Raw genomic sequence first — 18,536 nt, 5'->3', positions numbered from 1 at the left:
GAGCGAGTAGAAGCGTATGACTGAGACTCCCACCGAGGGCGGCCCCGGCGGCCGCGTCGAGCCCATCGAGCTGCAGACCTCGATGCAGCGCTCCTACATCGACTACGCGATGGCGGTCATCGTCGGCCGTGCGCTGCCCGACGTCCGTGACGGGCTCAAGCCGGTGCACCGCCGCGTGCTCTACGCGATGTACGACGGGGGCTACCGCCCCGACCGCGGCTTCTCGAAGTGCTCGCGCGTGGTCGGCGACGTCATGGGTCAGTACCACCCGCACGGCGACTCGGCGATCTACGACACCCTCGTGCGCCTCGCCCAGCCATGGGTGATGCGCAACCCGCTCATCAACGGGCAGGGCAACTTCGGCTCGCCGGGCAACGACCCCGCCGCGGCCATGCGATACACCGAGTGCCGGATGGCGCCGCTCGCCATGGAGATGGTGCGCGACATCGACGAGGACACCGTCGACTTCCAGCCCAACTACGACGGCCGCTCGCAGGAGCCGACGATCCTGCCGGCGCGGTTCCCGAACCTGCTGGTCAACGGCTCGGCCGGCATCGCGGTCGGCATGGCGACCAACATCCCGCCGCACAACCTGCGTGAGGTCGCCGAGGGCGCCAAGTGGGCGCTCGAGCACCCCGACGCCACCCGCGAGGAGCTGCAGGACGCGCTCATCGAGCGGATCAAGGGTCCCGACTTCCCCAACGGCGCGCTGATCGTGGGCCGCAGTGGCATCGAGCAGGCCTACCGGACCGGCCGGGGCTCGATCACCCAGCGCGCGGTCATCGAGGTGGACGAGGACAACCGGGGCCGCACGTGCCTGGTCGTCACCGAGCTGCCCTACATGGTCAACCCGGACAACCTGGCGCTGAAGATCGCCGAGCTGGCCGACTCCGGCCGGGTCCAGGGCATCGCCGACGTGCGCGACGACACCTCGTCGCGCACCGGTCAGCGCCTGGTCGTCGTGCTCAAGCGCGACGCGGTCGCCCGGGTCGTGCTCAACAACCTGCTGAAGCACACCGAGCTGCAGACCAACTTCAGCGCCAACATGCTGGCGCTGGTCGACGGGGTGCCGCGGACCCTGTCGATCGACCAGTTCATCTCCAACTGGGTGGCCCACCAGCTCGACGTCATCCGGCGCCGGACCGAGTTCCGCCTGCGCAAGGCCGAGGAGCGCGCCCACATCCTGCGCGGTCTCGTCAAGGCCCTCGACATGCTCGACGAGGTCATCGCGCTCATCCGGCGTTCGCCGGAGGTCGACGACGCCCGGCGCGGCCTCATCGAGCTCCTCGACATCGACGAGCTGCAGGCCAACGCGATCCTCGACATGCAGCTGCGCCGCCTGGCCGCCCTCGAGCGCCAGCGCATCATCGACCAGCTGGCCGAGATCGAGATCGAGATCGCCGACCTCAAGGACATCCTCGCCAACGTCGGGCGCCAGCGCTCGATCATCGCCGAGGAGCTCGACGACATCGTGGAGCGGTTCGGCGACGACCGGCGCAGCCAGTTCATCGCCGCCGACGGGGACCTCTCCATGGAAGACCTCATCCCCGACGAGGAGCTGGTCGTCTCGATCACGCGGGGTGGCTACGCCAAGCGGACCCGCGCGGATCAATACCGCTCGCAGAAGCGCGGCGGCAAGGGCGTGCGTGGCGCGACGCTGCGCGGTGACGACGTGGTGGAGCACTTCATCGCGACGACCAACCACCACTGGCTGCTGTTCTTCACGACGGCCGGCCGGGTCTACCGCACGAAGGCCTACAACCTCCCCGAGGCCGCACGTGACGCCAAGGGCGGTCACGTCGCGGGGCTGCTCTCGTTCCAGCCCGACGAGTCGATCGCCCAGGTGCTGGCGATCCGCGACTACGAGCAGGCGCCGTACCTCGTCCTGGCCACCAGGGCCGGCCTGGTGAAGAAGACGCGGCTCGCCGATTACAACTCGCCGCGTCAGGCCGGCGTCATTGCGATCAACTTCCGGGAGGACGACGACGAGCTCGTCGGCGCCGAGCTGGTCAACCCCGACGACCACATCCTGCTGGTCTCCCGCAAGGGCCAGGCTGTCCGGTTCGTGGCGGATGACGACCAGCTTCGGCCGATGGGCCGGGCGACCTCGGGCGTCACCGGCATGAAGTTCCGCGAGGGCGACTCGGTGCTCTCGATGTCGATCATCCGGGCGGCCGATGTGGCGCACGAGGAGTCCGACGAGGACGTGCAGTACGTCTTCACCATCACCGACGGCGGGTTCGCCAAGCGGTCGAGGATCTCGGAGTATCGGATCACCAACCGTGGTGGGCTCGGGGTGCGCGCGATGCAGCTGACGGACGAGAAGCGTGGCAACCTTGTGGGCGCGTTCATCGTCAAGGACGGCGACGAGATCCTGTCGATCACCACGAACGGTCAGGTCGTCCGCTCACCCATCGACGAGGACTTCCCGGCCAAGGGGCGTTCGACCATGGGCGTGAAGTTCGTCTCGCCAAAGAACGGTGACTCGGTCGCAGTGGTGGCCCGCTCGGTCGAGGCTCGTGAGGACGAGCTCGAGGAGGAGCTGGCCGCCGCAGCGGCCGACGGTCCGCTCGAGCCGGGCTCCGCGCCTGAGGCGAATGTGGACGCAGATGCAACAATCGAAGCGGCCGACGCCGCTGGTGCGGCTGAGATAGCCGACGACACGGAGGAGTAAGGATGTCTGAGCGTCCCGGCGAGCGCACCGCCACTCGGGTGGGCGGTCATCCCGCGCCGCAGCGCAACGACGACACAGCCGCGCGTCCCGGCTTCGCTCAGCAGCTCAAGGAGCGGCTGAGCGCAGCGGCGGACGAGTTCCGCGCCCAGCAGAACGGGGGGCAAAGCCCGATGCAGCAGCAGAAGCAGCGTCAGGGTGCCGCCCGCACCCCCCGGCGGGCCCGCCTGCGGCTCACCCGCATCGACCCGTGGTCGGTGATGAAGACGGCCTTCCTGCTGTCCATCGCATTGGGCGTCGTGACCATCGTGTCGGTCTTCATCGTCTGGTCGGTGCTCGGCGCCGCTGGCGTGTGGGACTCGATCAACAAGACCGTCCAGGACATCGTGGGTGACACCTCGACGTTCGACATCACGAACTACATCGGCATGTCACGGGTGATGGGCTTCACGATGATCGTCTCGGTCATCGACGTGATCCTCATGACGGCCGTGGGCACGCTCGGTGCGTTCCTCTACAACATGGCGGCAGCGCTGCTGGGCGGCATCGACGTCACGCTGACCGAGGACCGCTGACCCCGGCGTCATTTTGGCGGCGGATCGGCGACTCGGGTAATGTCTGCCCTCGGCCGTCGGGGCTTCCACCCGGCAGCCACCCGGGCCTATAGCTCAGACGGTTAGAGCACCACACTGATAATGTGGGGGTCGGAGGTTCAAGTCCTCCTAGGCCCACGGACAGCCCCGGACGCGACAGCGGACCGGGGCTTTTCACAAGGAGACCGACAGTGAAGAAGCTGATCCTCATCGCACTCGCGGCCGGCGCAGCCGTGCTCGCCAAGAAGCAGCTCGACAAGAGCAACGCCGAGCGTGCGCAGTGGGCACAGGCGACCGACACCGTCACTCCGACCCACAAGGCCTGACCGCTGGTCAGACCCTCCGGGGCGTTGGCGCAATTGGTAGCGCACCTGCTTTGCAAGCAGGGGGTTAGGGGTTCGAGTCCCCTACGCTCCACCGACTGGAACCGCAGGGTGACCTGCGGTTTCTGTGTTTTCTGGGGTCGCTCCCATGCTTGACTCGGGACGGTCCGCTGCCCGGATCGCCGCTGGCCATTCCCTGCGTCTCCGCGGCGCGACTCGCCCGTCCTGCTCGGCGTGTCGGGCGATTTCGGCGCAGTGAATGGCCCGGCCCCTTGGCGTCGATGTTGCGCGAGGCCTGGCGTCGTAGGCAGGCTCGTCAGCGGCCCAGCGTCACGCCTTTCACCTCGGCGACCGATAGGTCTCCGGCCTCGTATTGGACGAGATGGCGTGGGGGCAGATTCAGGAACCGCAGCTTCCCGAACCCAGCTTGGCAAGGCCGTTGAGGTCACCAGCACCATAAGTCAGTTGGCCGTGGTTGGAGGAATACATCAACTGAGCCGGGTCCTCGACATGCCCAAGGCCGAGCACATGTCCAAGCTCGTGCATGACGACGGCCTGTTCGGCGGCCGTGTTGTGCTCGGCGCTTTGCCGCGCGAACCAGTCTTGCTTCAACGCAATCGCACCGGTGGCGTAGTGCGGCATCATCATGCCGTTGATCTTCAGCGTCGTGCTGCCGCCTAGCCCGACGGCGTCGCTGGTTGCCTTCTCGCTGTTGAACTGTTGAAGGAAGGCGATGAGGACCGGCCCCGCCTTGGTGCCTCGCTGTCGGCTCTCCCAGCTGTCCTCACTAATGCCGTCATAGTCGAACCTCAGCCCGGACGCCTCCTGGGCGGCGTTGATCGCCGGCATGATGAAGGCCAGGGAGTCCGGCGGAGCGCCTGCCGGGTTGATGACGTAGTGGATCGGCTTGCACGGGTCGTAAGTCACAGGGTCACCTGCGACGTCGGTCTCGAGGATCTTGTAGGCGCGCGACGTCTGTTGGGGAACGACGACCGGACGAAGCCGGCCGGGGCCGCCGATCCCGAGGCTCTGGGTAAGTGGCACCAGCGGCCCCTTGCCGAGGCGAGCCGCCGCGGCAACGAGCACGAGTATCACAAGCACCGTGATGACCGCCGCGATCCCCGGCAGTCGCCGATGCCGCCGGGTCCCCACCCCCGGATACCGCGCGGTAGACGGTCGGGCCCCAGCTCCGCCGCGCGTGACACCCGTCCAACGCGCTCCGTCATGGAACCTCTCGCCATCGCCGCGGGGGTCGGGGTGCCAACCTCGTGTCAACGTCATCGTGGCCTCCCTGGAAGGCCCGCCCGCTGCGGGTTACTCACAGCTTGTTGCTCAGGTCCGCGTACGTGCCGATGCCGAGCGCCGGCAGCAGCAGGAAAGGCACGATCACCACGATGATCACGAAGACCATGAGACCTAGCCAGGGGCGTCCCTTCCAGGCATGCAGAACGCCTCCACCAAGAACAGCGCCCGGCACGACGAACGGCAGCGACTCCTGCAGCGCATAGACGCACCAGACGACGGCTGCTCCGTAGAGCACAAGTCCGGTTACGCGGATCCAGATCGCGCGGGCGAATGCCCGGCCCCGCGACGAGCTCCGCTGGTGTCGTGCCACATCGTTCATCGAAAGGTGACAGGCCAGGCAGCCCGACGAGTTCGCCGCGACCTCACCCCGGCACAGCGGACACACGAGACTCTGCATTCAAGACACCTTCCTCCGAGCCGTCGACGGAAGGTTAAAGACCTAGGAGGGGCGAGCGCAGGCGATTCGTCAAGCCGGGGCCGACCCCGCTCACCTGACGACGTCCGACGCCAGAGTCCGGGGGCTGATGCCTGCAACGTGCACGCGCTCCGAGGACGTCACGGCCAGCGAAAAGCGCTCGCGGGTCGCTCACGCTGGGGGGCCATCGGCTTCCGGGCACAGTGACTCACCCCGCCGCGAGACTCGCAGCCTGGACGAACTCCATCGGCATGGCATGTTCGAGCCGCCACGTGATCGCGATGGGGCGCTCGCCGGCATGAGATTGATGCTGAGCCGGCCCGAGGAACAAATAGGGCGCGGTGCCCAGGTCGTCCTTCTCTTGCTCGCGCACGAAGAGCATCACGGTGCTGGTGCCGTTGATGTACCGCTGACCGGTCGGGGAGGCGGTCGTTGTCGTCGACTGCGATTCCCAGTGGAACAGCGTGGGGCTGATCGGGTAGTCGCGGTACATGGTGGTCGGCGAGAAGGCCGCTTCGGACTTCTTGATCGTGATGAAGAAGGCGTCGATGTTGGTGTCCGGCGCGTAGGCGACGCCCTGCATCATGCTCGTCGGCCTCCGCTCCAGCGAGGCGTAGCCGATCGCCGCGAGGATCTCCTCGCGCTGATAGCGGGCGTGGACGCGCAAGGGCACCGACGCAAGCGAGCCTCCAAGCGCGATCGATCGCTGTCGGGCGGCATCGAACGAGAAGTCCACGATGCCGCTGAGCTCGGCGCGAGCGGCGTGCTCGGCGCGCAACGCGGACCATCCGGCGTCATACGAGTCGTGGCCGCCGCCGTCAGGCCACAGAGAGAAGAACAGCATCTGGGTCAGCCGCTGCTCCACCGGCGACAAGTCGTCGTAGGACCGGTCCCCGGAGAGCATCGATATGTAGGCGGCGGCGCGTCGCTCGTCGTCGACGTGAGCGACCGCGCGGTTCCGCTTGAGCAGTTGGCTCTCTCGGGCGGAGCCGGTGCGCGTGGGGAGCCCTGCATCGCGGCGCAGACGGGTCCAGGAGCGATCACCTCGCACGACATCCGAGAGTTCGAGCGCAGCCTCACGTAGGAAGGTAGGCAGCTCCATGTCGCCGTATGCGCGAAGCTCGGCGACGATCTGCGACCAGCGCGACGCGACCTGGGAGCGGATGTTGTCGAGGACGACGGCCTGCGCATGCTCGTCCATCACGATCTGGCTGCCAGAGGGTAGGAACGGGAAACCGCGCTTGATCTCCCGCTCCACGCCGGCCCGGGTGAGTCCCGTCAGTGCACGCAGCTTGAGGTCCCAGCGGAACTTCTTGTGCTGGAGCCCGACGAAGTCCAGAACCGTCAGCACTGCCTTGTCGTGGGTGCGACGAAGCCCGCGCCCGAGCTGTTGCAGGAAGATCGTCGCGCTTTCCGTCGGGCGCAGGAAGAGCACCGTGTCGACCGACGGAACGTCGAGGCCCTCGTTGAACACGTCGACGGTGAAGACGATGTTGACCCGTCGCTCTCGAAGGTCGGCGATGATCTGGGCGCGTTCCGCGGATGGGGTCTGACCGGTCACAGTGCGAGCACGAAGGCCGGCGTCGTTGAAGATGCGCGTCATGTAATCGGCGTGGGCTACGTCGACGCAGAACCCCAGCGCCCGCATGGCACCGGGGTCGAGCACCTTGTCGGCCAGTTCGCGCAGGATGATCCGGGCGCGGGCGTCGTCAGCCGTGTAGAGATTCGAGAGCTCGGCGCCGTCGTAGCGTCCGGAGGTCCAGCTCAGGCGGCTCAGATCGGTGTTGTCGCCGACCGCGAAGTAGTGAAAGGGGCAGAGCAGGTCTGCACCCAGTGCGTCCCACAGCCGCAGTTCGGTCGCGATCCGGCCGTCGAAGAAGGCATCGCGCACATTGACCCCGTCCGCACGCTCTGGGGTGGCGGTCAGCCCCAGCAGTTCACGTGGCTGGAGGTGATCAAGGAGTCGGCGATAGCTGCTGGCCGCCGCGTGATGGAACTCGTCGATCACGACCACGTCGAAGGCGTCGGGCGGGATCTCGTCAACACCATAAGACGACAAGGACTGGACGCTCGCGAAGACGTGTTCCCAGCGTTCCGGCCGGGTGCCGTCGACGTACAGCTCGCCGAACGAAGCGTCGTTCAGCACTTCGCGGTAGGTGCGCAACGACTGCCGCAGGATCTCCTGGCGATGGGCGACGAAGAGCAGCCGCGGCCGCGCTCCGGTCGCTTCGTCGCAGAGCCGGCGGTAGTCGAGAGCGGCGACGACCGTCTTCCCGGTGCCGGTGGCAGCCACCACCAGGTTGCGGCGTCGACCGTGGACGACCCGCTCGGCGTCGAGGGCGTCCAGCATCTCCTGCTGATAGGGGTAGGGCCGGACCTCGAGCCCCGACAAAGAGACCGTCACGCGGTCGACGGACAGCCGCCCGCTGGCCTCAGCGAGGGCGTCATCGAGCCGGTCGCCGTCACGGTCCGGGTCGTAGAGCTCGTAACTGCTGTCGTTCCAGTACGTGTCGAACGTGGCGGCGAACTTCGCTAACAGCGACGGCGTGCCCACTCGGGACAGCCTGACGTTCCACTCGACTCCATCGAGCAGCGCCGCCTTCGACAGATTCGAGGAGCCGACGTACGCCGTGTCGAACCCGCTGGCCCGACCGAACATCCACGCCTTGGCGTGCAGTCGGGTGCGCTGGGCGTCGTATTGAACCTTGACTTCGGCCCCGAACTCCCGGACGAGGCGGTCGAGGGCTCGACGCTCGGTGGCGCCCACATACGTCGTGGTGATGACGCGCAACGGCGCTCGGCGGGTTCTGAGGCGGCGAAGCTCGGGTTCGAGCAGACGCAGGCCGTGCCACTTCACGAAGGCGCACAGCAGGTCGACCTCGTCGGCGGTGTCCATCTCGGCGCGAAGCTCCCCGCCGAGGTTGGGCTCACCGTGGGCGTTGGTCAGTAATGCAGCATCAGCCAGCGGCGTGCTCGGACGAGTGTCTCCGTAGCTCGGAGCACCCGGGCCGACCGGCGGCGCGATGCGCAGCAACTGGCTGGCGGGCGACTCGAGTGCTTCCGTCGGCTCCCCGAGCTCGACCAGCAGGCGGTTGACCAGGGCAAGCCGCTTGTCGTGATCTCGCACGTCGCGAAGGCGACGCTGAGCGATCTCGTACACATGTCGAGCGAGCACGTGCGGAGCGTCGGCAGAGTCGACCTCACCCAGTTCGACGTGCTCGGCGTTGGTGAGTGCAGCGCGGAGCTCGGACGTCACGAGCGACTCGTACAGTCCAGCGGCGAGCGGCTCATGGGTCACGGAGGACAGCTTGGCGTAAAGAAGCGGAGTCGCGGGACATGTCTGCGGATCCCATGGCGAGGAAGCTTGACGACCGGGCTCAGGAGGCGAGACCTGTGGGCGCGGGCCGGCTCGCTATGGCTCGTTCGGACATCGAAACCGCGACTCGCGCGGTGGGGGACTGCCTCCTGGGGAACCCGGCGGCGCAACGCCCAGATGCTGCCCCACACCGCCCAGAGTGACGCGGCCGGCGGTCGATGTGCGACGAGACTTGCTCGCGGTCACGGACTCGATGGGCAAGGACGGCACGTCGAGTGAGCAAGCAGGACTGCGAGAGGAGAGGATGGTCCCCGTGTGGACTGGAAAGCTCGGTGGGCAGCAGGTCGTCGGTAGTGAGGTCCTGCGGAGCTATTGGACGCTGGCAGCCGAGCGTCAGCGTGTTTATCACGCTCGCTTGCAGGGCCAGCCTGGACCTTGGACCGAGGATCGCGTCGTCGCTCAGTATCGATTCACGAACGCCTACCGTGCTGCTGATCGGGTCTCGCAGGACCTGATACGCGTGGCCTATTCGGGCTCGCAAGATCCGCAAGACATTCTCTTCCGGATCTTGCTGTTCCGCTTCTTCAACAAGCCCGAAACCTGGGCTGCGTTGGAGGAGAACCGTGGGGGCCTTCACCTAGCGGATTTCGATGTCGAGGCGTATGCGCGCGTTCTTGATGACCGTCTCGAACGTGGAGAGCGGGTGTACTCGGCTGCCTACATCGTTCCTCCGCCTCCGTTCGGCGAACGACGCAAACACCGCAACCACCTCCGGCTAATCGAACACATGATGGGCAGCAGTCTGGAGCGTGATCTCGCGAGCGCATCATCCCTCGAGACGGTATTCTCCCACCTGATCTCATATCCCTCACTCGGCCCTTTTCTTGCCTTCCAGTTGACGATCGATCTCAACTATTCGACGTTGATTGACTTCGACGAGAACGACTTCGTCGTGGCTGGACCGGGCGCGCTCAGCGGTCTCGCGAAATGCTTCCCCGGCGCCGCCCGCCAGATCGATCCGGCTGACCTGATCCGCATGATGGTTGAGACGCAAGACGAGCAACTCGACTTCTATGGAATCGACTTCAAGGACCTGTTCGGCCGGCCATTGAAGCTCATCGACTGTCAGAACCTGTTCTGCGAGACCGACAAGTACGCCCGAGTCGTGCATCCAGACCGTCGCGGGACCGGGAATCGCACTCGGATCAAGCAGCAGTTCGCTCCGCGCGGCCCTCTAGCGTCTCCGTTCTTTCCGCCGAAATGGGGTCTCACCCCAGGCGCGCCTGCGAACAGAGAGAAGCCGGTGCGAGCAGGTTAGTTCTCGACCAGGCCGAGTCGGGTTAGCTCAGCGATCACGAAGTGATGGGTCTCATGCTCCGTCAACGCGGGGACCCGGACGATGTTCGACGGGCTCTGATCCGCGATGGTCTGGTATCCCAGCGCGACGCCGTCGACGTTGTTGCTGTCGGCTTCGTAGGTGTGCAGGAAGAGGAACACGGCGTCGGCTTGGATAGGTGCCCAGATCGCTTCGATGAGGTCTCGAAACGTGTGCTCGTCGATCCCGAGATCACGATCGCCGCGTCCGTACCAGCCGTAGGCCAGCGTCGACCACCACCAGCGATCGAGAACCAGAGCCTCGCTTCGGCTCTTCTCTACGAGTGTGTGCATCGACTCGCGGTGGCAGGCGAGGTGGGTCAGCTGCCGTGCGAGAGGATCAGTCGGTGTTGTGCTGCCGTCCTCAAGCACCGCGTAGATCGCGGCTGTAAACTCGGTGAAGCCGGACGGCATGTGTGCGAACGTGGTGTGGGCTGGGTCGATCACCTGCTTCATCCGGTCCAGTTGGGTGGACTTTCCGGCCTTGTCCAGGCCCTCGAACACGACCACGCTGCCTGGAGCCAGCGCCAGCTGGCGCGATGACAGGTACGACGACATGACAGATCCATCCTTGGGTTCAGCTGCTCGGAGGCGTGAAAGTAAGGGTCCTGGCTTCTAGATCAGCGTGGAGGTGGCCTCCGCGGTGAGCGCGCAGTTCGCGGAAGGCTCGGTATCCGGCGAGGATCGCGTACTCCCAGTCTGAGGACGATCGCTGCGCCACTTCTAGATGGCTGGTCATCCGTTGGCATGCCTTGATGAGGTCTGCGGGGATGCGATCGCTGCTAGCGAAGAGGCTGTGCTCAGTGGCGACCGAGAAGATGTAGGCGGTGAGGCCCTCCTCGAGGGCAGCCGAGCGGCCCCCGTCCTGGATGCGGTCGATGTCTCGGTCGCCCCTGCGCTTCACGCCAAGAAGCCGCCGAAGCGTCGGGGACCAACCGAGAACCGCCATGTGCCCCAGATGCAAGGCGTCGTGGTAGCGGTAGTCGTCGCTTTCGTCTCGGTTGTCATCGAGGGGATCGCCGACTGTGTCGGTGCCCCGGTAGATGCGTACGACCGGGACGGGGTTCCTCCCACGGTCGGGCTCGACGGTTTCGGTGAAGGTGATGTCGAGTTGCCGCGGAAACTGTTCGCTGGCCGGTCGGTCATCGTCGAAAAGACGATGCGCAGGCGGGTCAGCTGGACGCTTGAATCGCTGTTCGATCTTGTGGAGATTCTCCGAGAGAACCTGACCGAGATCGAGATCGCAACGCCGTGCCAACGCCGCGGCGTACCAGAACAGGTCGCCGAGCTCCTCGCGGACTTCGTCGCGAAAGGCGCGGTAGCCAACCGTGTCACGCTGGCGCTTCTTGTACTCGGCCGCCAAATTGCCGACCTCTCCGGCGAGCCCGAGCAGCGCAAGAGTGAGGTCGTCCTCGGGCAGCACGTCGCTGGCGCCCGACCGACGCTGGTACTCCGCGATATCCATGACTTCCCCTCTACTTCGCTGAGTACGCGATGACAACCGCGGCTTGGACTGCATTGGCAACCAGGTACTCCAATGGGAGCCAGCCGTACCCCGATGCGCCCCACGCCTCGGACCAGCTGTTGCGAATCAGAAAACGCCTGCGCTCAATGGGGTCGGTAACAGCGCCGACGACCAGAACAGCGTGGTAGTCACCGGCAGGGCTTCGGATATCGGGAACCTGAATTGAGCCGTCCGGGGCTGGATTCTGGAATTCATGGGTCACCTCGACGACCAGGAGAACAGGGTGTCCCGCGGCGAGGGCATCCTCGATCTGATCTTCAACCCCGTCGTGTGCGGGCTCGAAGACATACGTCGCGGCCTGCTGCCATGGAGGAGCACCCACCGACGCGGGCGGGTCCTCCGTGCCGTATCCCAAACTCGGGTTCCACGGCCACTGGCTCAGCGGCGGTTGCCCCGAGTGCGCCACCGCCTCGGCAGCGTCATCGAGCGCCATGCCGTCGGGGTAGGTCTTGCCGCGTTGTGCACAGTGCCACCAGATCGCCTCCGGCGCCATGGCGGTGTCCACTGTAAAGCTCGAGCACTCGAGCGCATCGTGAGCCAAGCTGAGCGCGAACGGCACGCACAGAGGGCGCGGACCCTGGTTCATCAGCGGGCTGGAGATCTGCGCGCGGAGATCGACGTCAAGGCGCGAGGCGCCCGCCGGCGCCGTCGACACGGCTGGATCACTCATCGCCGGCCCCGCCGGCGTCATCGATGCCAGCTTCTTCGGCAACTCGAAGATAATGCTTGCGCTGGGCGGCGGCCGGGGACGGCGCGATGGTTACGTCGATCTCGTACGTCTCAGCCACGGACGCGGTCGGGTCATAGGCGGAGCTGTACACGAGGCTGTAGCTGTCACGACCCTCACCCGCGGAGCGCAGCGCGATCACGCGAGTCCCCGTTCCGCCGGCACGCAGATCGGCGGGAGTTGGGGCTCCCGCAGAGGTCTCTCCGTCGGGGCTCCGTGGCCCGGCGTCAATCGCACCACCCAGTTGCTCACGGTGAGCAATGGACCGCCGTAGGGACCGCAGTTCTGATGCACGCGCGGCTGTCCAGGACGGACGGTATGAGTCCTCGACGACTCGCAGGCTCGGAGCTGCGATGAGCGCCTCCTCGTGCAGGGCAGTACTGAGCGACGCGACCCCGCCTTCTCTAGGCAGGATGCGGACGGCGCCTGTGTTTCCCGGGAGTGAGACCAGCGCGCGGTCGATGTCCTTGCGCGAGCGGTCGGTCGCGATCGCCCTCGTCGGCGCCCAGTCAGCGTCGGCTTGGTGGATCTGCGCCTCGGGGTCGATCGGCGGTGGCGGCTGGATGCGGCGTGCGCTCCGCTCTTGCAGTTCCTCGCTGGTGAGCCACTGGTAACCGGTGGTGCGGTTCTCTGGGAGCGCGATAATCAGCTCGTCGCCCTGGGTGAGTGTGATCGAACGGCCGGAATAGCGCGCGTCTACGGCCCAGACGTCGACGTTCCCGACCGGACGGCGGCCCAAGGCGAGCTGTGTCTTGATGGTCGCGGGTTGTATCGCGAGGAGTTCATCACGCTTGTGCCGACTGATCACTTCGAGGTTGTCCAGTTGGCGCACGACCGCCTCGTAGCTGGCACCCATGTCACGAGCCATCATGTAGACCTGCGGCGCCGTGGCACTGGCGGAGTTTGTGACGCCGTAGCGCGACGCGACCGCGTAGACCAGCGGCGGCGGCATCAACAACTGACTGGCAAAGATCTGCGCCAACTGCTCGCGGTCCTGGGTCGGGTAGTAGAGATCGGCCTCGGTGTCGAAGGCCGATTCGTGATCGAGGATCCAGTGCCCGAGTTCGTGTGCCGCGGTGTATCGCTGGACTGAGGCTCCACGTTGCGTACTCAGCATTATGCCGCCATCGCCGTGCGGAACGAGCGCTCCGAGGATCGTTTTGAGGTCATTGAAAACGAGTACGAGGTCGAGCTGGCCGATGAGGGCGAAGACATCGATGGGTAAATCTTGCGCGACAGCGAGTTCGCGCAGGAGCGCATCTGCTTCTTGGAGCGCGTGGCGACGCGCCTGCATCGAAACCATGGTCAATTGCCCTCGGGTCCAGGTCGTGTTCCGGCCGCGCGGGTGCGGGACTTCGTGGTGCTTCGATTCTTCGCCGCTGCAAGGAACTCGGCGAACCGGAGCACTTGCTCCCTGTCTTCGGCGGAAAGCTCGGCGGTGGCTCGGTAGAGGGCACCGTCGTCGCCGATCAGTTCGGCAGCCGGCTCTTCACCAAGAATCCAGGCCACGCTCCGCCGGTATAGACGTGCCAGTCGGCGAAGTTCGAGCGCGCTGACGTTGCGCTTCCCAGCCTCCATTGCGATGACGCTGGTGCGCTGGATGCTCAGCGCGCCTGCAACGTCTTCTTGGGTCAAGCCCAGGGTCTCGCGTGCACTGCGCAGGCGCTGTCCTACTGCCTGCTGTTCGCTCACGTCCATGTTCATCTCCTTCCCGTTGTGCCGTTGAGCCTGATACGAGTGCTCATGGGTGAGCAGAAACGTGATTGGTACAGCAGCGTGTCGCCACAACCAAAGCAGTGGCGATGTCGCCCTCGTGGCTCATCGACAGTGCTAACGAGACGCCCGCCTCGTGGGCGAACGCGCTTGCGGTCCCCGAGAGCCGAAGCGTCGGCCGTTGTCCTTCGACGGAGAGCACCTCGATGTCCAGCGGGTCGACTTCGCCGATGCCGTGACCGAGCGCTTTCATGACCGCCTCCTTGGCGGCCCAGCGCGCGGCATAGCGGGACGCTGATTCACCGCAGTATTTCTGCTCTGCGGCGCTCCAGCACATGTCGCGGTAGAGCTGGCCCGAGGCCTCGAGCATGGCGGCGGTTTGGCTGACGCTCACTGCGTCGACGCCAGCATCGCTGTCGCACATTGCTAGCTCGCTGCCCGCGCAGCGGTGATCAGTTCAGCTACGCCGGCCTTCGTGTAGTCGGCGCGCTGAGCATCGGCGAAGGTGGCGTTGACCATCAGTTCGCCCACGCCGTAGCCGGTCTGCTGGGCAAGGAAGCCGAGCAGACGGGCAAGCCCAAGAAGGTTCCCGTAGGCCTTGGTGATAAGAAATTGATGGCGGTAGGTGGCGGCCATGCTGATGCGACCCTGGTAGAGCGTGAGGTCGACATGGACGAGGCACGGGAATCCGTATTCGCGCAGGTCGCTCGCGGCGTAGATCTGAAACCCTTGCAGGTCCAACAGCTCGGCCTCGCCACCCACGGCGATGTCCTCGAGGTTTCTCTGGTTGATGTTGCGGGTTCTAGCTCGACGGAAGTGTGTGATCCGATCGGCGAGTTGGTTTCGCCCGCCCCCGGTCCTGCCGGGCCAACACACCATCCGCCCGAAGTAGGTCCCGTTTCGGTTTCCGGTGTCAGTGGTCAGGATCGGGAGCATCTCCATGTAACACGCGTAGAGGTCCGTGGCACTTGCATCCAATTTGGCAAGGGAGCCCTCATCCATGCCGGGAACGAAGGTAAGGCCGGTGTCGGCGTAGATGTCACGCGGGAAGATCGTGCCGGCCACTGTCTCGACCGACTGCACTCGGAGCTTTCCCCGCGGAGCGGTGAGGAGCTCATCCAGCACAGAGCGGATTCCCTCGTTCTCGGCCGCCAAGGGGTCCGTGATGGTGGTGAGTACGTTGACCTCGTGTCCACCTGCATCGGCGACGTGTTCCAACGTGCGCAGCCATGCCTCGCTGAGATTCGACGAGGGCTCGATGTAAGTGCTCATACCAAGGTGCCTTTCATGTCTGCTTTGATCACAGCCCCCAAGAGTCGGGTGAGCCCGCCGAGACTTCGAAGCGACTCGATGTCCTTCACGCGGGCCAAGTTCACGAGTTTGCGAGGCCCGTACGCCTCAGAGATCCGGCCGATCAGCCAAACCGCGACCTGACTGCTGACCCGGACACTCCCGTCAGGATGCAATTCGCCGGCCGCGAGTTCCTCGGCTCGCTGGCTTTTCATCGCGGCCCACAGGTTCAACAGGGTCGCCGACAAGGCAGCCGCGTCAGCTGCCCGAAGCTCTGCCCGACTCAAGCCGGGGACCGCCTCGACGCGCTGCGCTAAGGACGGGGCCGACTGCGCCTCCTTGGGCGCTGGAGGCGCTGGGACCGTTGGGATGACCGCCACCGAAGCGGGGAACAGACTCCCCCCGCTCGGCTTCCCGCCCGCCCCCACGTCCGATGTCATGACTTCAATGTCGCATTTTCCGACATCTTGCGCAAGAGGCACTCCGCGATCCGTCTCGGCCAGCGCATCGTGCGGCGCAGCGCGACCGCGACTGGCACGCTGTCAGCACGCAGCGGATTGCGGCAGCCCGCCGGGCCGTGATGTGAACGCCTGACGCGCGCCGCAGGTTCGCCGCTGCCGGCGATTCCGCCTTCGAGCACGGTGCAGACAGCCCCATCTCTTGCTCAGCCCGTCGGATCCGCCTTTCGTGGGCGCGACCACCGTGCCACGACTCCGACCGCTAACGTCGAGCGGGCGAGCACCCGGAAGGGCGCTACCCGAGCCTGCGCAGACTCCGCAACCCCGATGCCGAGTTTGGTCAACCAGGGCCGGTCGACCTGGGGGATGCCCAGCGGCCCCACGATGTCGCCATCGCCATCGCCGTCGACGACGAACTGAACCCGAGCAACCCTCCGCCGCGGCATTAGTCTAACCCGGTCAGCGGCCGCAATCCTGTCGGGCCGCAATCTGCTCGCGATCGGAAGGGCAACATGGCGCACGGCAAGGCAGCGCTCGGGAAGATCTTCATATCGCACTCATCCGTGAACAAGGCGTGGGTTCGGCGGTTCGATCGGCGACTGCGGAGCGAGGGTTACGACACTTGGCTAGATGAGCGGGAGATCGATGTCGGAGACGCGCTCGCGGCCAGGATTTCAGCGGGCGTCCGGGACGCAAAGATTGTCATAGTGGTCGTGTCGGAGGCCTCGTTATCGTCAAGATGGCTCAGATACGAGCTCGACATCGCGACTCAGAGAATGATTGCCGGTGACTGCCGGGTCATGCCCGTCCTTATTGACCAAGTCGATGTCCCGACCGAGCTGGAGGGGCGTTTGTATGCGGACATGCGCCCAGGACGCCGTGGTGGCTTCAACAGTGTCATCCGGACGTTGACGTCCGAAGCAGCGAAGTACCCGATACCCTCGAGTCCCACCCGGATGGACTCCGAGCAGTCGTGGGTCCGACACCAGGCCTATCGGGACTTTCTCGGTGAGCTGGCAGACGGCGGTTGGTTTTCCGCTTCGATGGACGTGTCGGCCACCCGATCCATCGACTTCGAAGGTATGTCCATTTCTGGCCAAGACGTGCCGGTGAACTTCGTCTCGGCGTATGGATTCTCGGAAGGCCAGCTGACTCCCCGCGACTGGAACGACTGGAGCAGCCGTGTGCTTGAGGACCTGAACGAGACCTGCGGACTGCTCGTGACAGAACGGCCAGCGAACGACCAACTGTCGGAAAGCCTCGGTATACGCGATCGGATTGGTTTAGAGCAGACGAAGAACTTCTTCAAGCGCTCGGGTCTGCTGGTCATGGCCGATCTCAGCGAGCAGATGAATGACGGACAAGCGAAGGATGTACTGAGGCGTGCGCATAGTGCACTCGCCGAGGGCATTCGTAACTCAGAACCGCCAGTCGTTGACTTGCACGGGTGATCGAGACCGCTCAGCAATCTCAGGAGGGCGCCAGGACCCTCACTGACTCGTTCGCATCATCCCGCCGCGTCAAGCATCGAGATCTTGGCCCATCCTTCAGGTGTTTCGGTATGGAGCACACACAAGCGCTGGACACCGCCTCCGCGGCGTCAGCGAACCCGGGTCTACTTCGTCAGAGTTCGGATAATCCGGTAAGGACTGTCGCGCATGTTGGTATTCGCTTTGTGCTTCGCGCCGATGCCCTTCGCGATCAATGTCGCCGCCACGCCGATTCCGCCAGCGACAGTGAACCCGGAGTTACCGTCTGCGGCCCCAGCGATCGCCGCCAGCATGGACGTCCAGACGACGCGGTCAGAGAGGACGCTGGCGAGGTAGTCCTGAGCCCCGCGTTCGGTCATCTCTAGGACGGCGGCCAGCTCATCGGCAACGTGAAGTTCGACGTACGCTGCGACCTCGGCCTGAAGGCGGTTCAGCGGAACGCCGGGCAACTTCTCTGCCAGACGAAGGCATTGGCGGCGCATAGCTTCGATTTCGTCGGCCTTGGTGGCGAGCAGGACGGCCGCGCGCGTAGCGTTCTCGCCCTCAAGTGGGTCCAGATACTTCGAGAGTAGTCGGCGGAAGATTTCGTAGCCCACAGCGTCGGCGTCCAAGGTGCGGTCCTCGGTCGATGCGGCCGGACCGCCAGCCACCGTCCAGCATCGCCATACGAAGTCGAGGAGTCGCGGGTTGGTGAGCGCGAAGCCTGTCACTGTCCCCAGGGCGGCTAGTCGCAACAGGTAACACTCGACAAGCCGCTGCCTGAACATGTGCGGCTGAAAGGTCTGATCGCAAATGGTCCAGAGGGCGTCGAGATCTTTGTCGACCTCGAGCCATCGCTCTAGGAGGAGATGGCGCGCGAGTTCGCCGCACGCGGCAGGAACATCGATCACGTCAAGGAGATCCTCGTGCTGGAGACCTGCCAGCCCGATGAGATCAGCGACGCGAGCAATCGCGGTCATGTCGGCGCTGTAGCTAAGCCAGACAACTTGCATGCGGTCGCGAAGGTCGACGAGGTCGTCCATGGTCTTGCGGTGTCCTTGCCGCAGGACGTTCCACCCGCCGAACATGACCTCGAACTGACTGCGCCATGGCGTGGTCGGGGTGATGCGGGAAAAGACATCCGCCGCTTCGGGCGTTACGACCGGGGGCGGGATTGTGACCTGGACGTCCCTGAACCACAGGAAGGCTGCCCCGCTGAGCTGGTCAGTCCGGTAGAGCGGATCTGGTAGGAGGAGCACGCGTGAAGTCTCGCACGCACTAGCGTCGGGCCGACCGCACTTAAGCGGCCTTGCCTTGCGTCGGACGCCGCCACGGGCCAGGCCTGGGTGTGTCACAT

Annotated in this window: 17 protein-coding genes and 2 tRNA genes; 7 read left to right on the top strand and 12 right to left on the bottom strand. The window is 65.4% G+C overall.

Annotated elements, in window-relative coordinates; translation table 11 throughout:
- Window positions 1-82 precede the first annotated feature (82 nt).
- The 5 genes from gyrA to ACYQ1K_RS20065 all read left to right on the top strand — a co-directional run bounded on the left by gyrA (window position 83) and on the right by ACYQ1K_RS20065 (window position 3,681).
- Window positions 83-2,674: a DNA gyrase subunit A gene (gyrA, locus tag ACYQ1K_RS20085; RefSeq protein ID WP_459985091.1), complete on the top strand. Its 2,592-nt coding sequence runs from the start codon at window positions 83-85 to the stop codon at window positions 2,672-2,674.
- A 2-nt stretch (window positions 2,675-2,676) separates the two neighbouring features.
- Window positions 2,677-3,246 (top strand): DUF3566 domain-containing protein, encoded by a 570-nt coding sequence (locus ACYQ1K_RS20080; RefSeq protein ID WP_459985032.1) that lies wholly within the window; start codon window positions 2,677-2,679, stop codon window positions 3,244-3,246.
- A gap of 82 nt (window positions 3,247-3,328) precedes the next feature.
- Window positions 3,329-3,402 (top strand) — tRNA-Ile (locus tag ACYQ1K_RS20075).
- 53 nt (window positions 3,403-3,455) lie between these two features.
- A complete protein-coding gene (locus tag ACYQ1K_RS20070; RefSeq protein ID WP_459985031.1) occupies window positions 3,456-3,590 on the top strand; it encodes a DLW-39 family protein in 135 nt (44 codons plus the stop codon).
- Between the two features lie 18 nt (window positions 3,591-3,608).
- Window positions 3,609-3,681 (top strand) — tRNA-Ala (locus ACYQ1K_RS20065).
- Between the two features lie 305 nt (window positions 3,682-3,986).
- Here ACYQ1K_RS20065 and ACYQ1K_RS20060 read toward each other — a convergent pair.
- The 3 genes from ACYQ1K_RS20060 to ACYQ1K_RS20050 all read right to left on the bottom strand — a co-directional run bounded on the left by ACYQ1K_RS20060 (window position 3,987) and on the right by ACYQ1K_RS20050 (window position 8,605).
- Window positions 3,987-4,673 carry a matrixin family metalloprotease gene (locus ACYQ1K_RS20060; RefSeq protein WP_459985030.1) on the bottom strand — a complete coding sequence of 229 codons (687 nt, stop codon included), beginning with the start codon at window positions 4,671-4,673 and terminating at the stop codon, window positions 3,987-3,989.
- 232 nt (window positions 4,674-4,905) lie between these two features.
- Window positions 4,906-5,289, bottom strand: coding sequence for a hypothetical protein (locus tag ACYQ1K_RS20055; protein ID WP_459985029.1), 384 nt, complete (start codon window positions 5,287-5,289; stop codon window positions 4,906-4,908).
- Between the two features lie 226 nt (window positions 5,290-5,515).
- The gene (locus ACYQ1K_RS20050; protein WP_459985028.1) at window positions 5,516-8,605 is read right to left on the bottom strand and encodes a DEAD/DEAH box helicase; all 3,090 of its coding nucleotides are present in this window, start codon (window positions 8,603-8,605) and stop codon (window positions 5,516-5,518) included.
- A gap of 331 nt (window positions 8,606-8,936) precedes the next feature.
- Here ACYQ1K_RS20050 and ACYQ1K_RS20045 point away from each other — a divergent pair, with 331 nt between their 5' ends.
- Window positions 8,937-9,941, top strand: a complete 1,005-nt coding sequence (locus ACYQ1K_RS20045) for a nucleotide kinase domain-containing protein (protein ID WP_459985027.1) — start codon at window positions 8,937-8,939, stop codon at window positions 9,939-9,941.
- Here ACYQ1K_RS20045 and ACYQ1K_RS20040 read toward each other — a convergent pair.
- Genes ACYQ1K_RS20040 through ACYQ1K_RS20005 form a run of 8 tightly spaced genes read right to left on the bottom strand, consistent with a single transcriptional unit; the run spans window position 9,938 to window position 15,500 of the window.
- Window positions 9,938-10,555, bottom strand: a complete 618-nt coding sequence (locus ACYQ1K_RS20040; RefSeq protein ID WP_459985026.1) for a dTMP kinase — start codon at window positions 10,553-10,555, stop codon at window positions 9,938-9,940. The genes ACYQ1K_RS20045 and ACYQ1K_RS20040 overlap by 4 nt on opposite strands.
- Window positions 10,556-10,574: 19 nt before the next feature.
- A complete protein-coding gene (locus tag ACYQ1K_RS20035) occupies window positions 10,575-11,516 on the bottom strand; it encodes a nucleoside triphosphate pyrophosphohydrolase family protein (RefSeq protein WP_459985025.1) in 942 nt (313 codons plus the stop codon).
- The gene (locus tag ACYQ1K_RS20030; protein ID WP_459985024.1) at window positions 11,473-12,234 is read right to left on the bottom strand and encodes a C1 family peptidase; all 762 of its coding nucleotides are present in this window, start codon (window positions 12,232-12,234) and stop codon (window positions 11,473-11,475) included. The genes ACYQ1K_RS20035 and ACYQ1K_RS20030 overlap by 44 nt, the downstream gene beginning before the upstream one ends.
- Complete coding sequence (locus ACYQ1K_RS20025; RefSeq protein ID WP_459985023.1) at window positions 12,185-13,552, bottom strand: ImmA/IrrE family metallo-endopeptidase; 1,368 nt, start codon at window positions 13,550-13,552, stop codon at window positions 12,185-12,187. Before ACYQ1K_RS20025 ends, ACYQ1K_RS20030 begins: the two co-directional genes overlap by 50 nt.
- Before the next feature lie 2 nt (window positions 13,553-13,554).
- Window positions 13,555-13,947: a helix-turn-helix transcriptional regulator gene (locus tag ACYQ1K_RS20020; protein ID WP_459985022.1), complete on the bottom strand. Its 393-nt coding sequence runs from the start codon at window positions 13,945-13,947 to the stop codon at window positions 13,555-13,557.
- 43 nt (window positions 13,948-13,990) lie between these two features.
- Window positions 13,991-14,386 carry a holo-ACP synthase gene (locus ACYQ1K_RS20015; protein ID WP_459985021.1) on the bottom strand — a complete coding sequence of 132 codons (396 nt, stop codon included), beginning with the start codon at window positions 14,384-14,386 and terminating at the stop codon, window positions 13,991-13,993.
- A 2-nt stretch (window positions 14,387-14,388) separates the two neighbouring features.
- Window positions 14,389-15,234, bottom strand: coding sequence for a hypothetical protein (locus tag ACYQ1K_RS20010; RefSeq protein ID WP_459985020.1), 846 nt, complete (start codon window positions 15,232-15,234; stop codon window positions 14,389-14,391).
- Complete coding sequence (locus ACYQ1K_RS20005; RefSeq protein ID WP_459985019.1) at window positions 15,231-15,500, bottom strand: hypothetical protein; 270 nt, start codon at window positions 15,498-15,500, stop codon at window positions 15,231-15,233. The genes ACYQ1K_RS20010 and ACYQ1K_RS20005 overlap by 4 nt, the downstream gene beginning before the upstream one ends.
- 722 nt (window positions 15,501-16,222) lie before the next feature.
- On the opposite strand from ACYQ1K_RS20005, the gene ACYQ1K_RS20000 reads away from it, so the two are divergent.
- Window positions 16,223-17,161, top strand: coding sequence for a toll/interleukin-1 receptor domain-containing protein (locus tag ACYQ1K_RS20000; RefSeq protein WP_459985018.1), 939 nt, complete (start codon window positions 16,223-16,225; stop codon window positions 17,159-17,161).
- A gap of 164 nt (window positions 17,162-17,325) precedes the next feature.
- Here ACYQ1K_RS20000 and ACYQ1K_RS19995 read toward each other — a convergent pair whose 3' ends face one another.
- Window positions 17,326-18,438: a hypothetical protein gene (locus ACYQ1K_RS19995; protein ID WP_459985017.1), complete on the bottom strand. Its 1,113-nt coding sequence runs from the start codon at window positions 18,436-18,438 to the stop codon at window positions 17,326-17,328.
- Between the last annotated feature and the right edge of the window lie 98 nt (window positions 18,439-18,536).

Source organism: Nocardioides sp. AN3 (assembly GCF_054653495.1).
The sequence above is the reverse complement of the archived record's forward strand: the minus strand, read 5'-3'. Positions and strand labels throughout refer to the sequence as shown.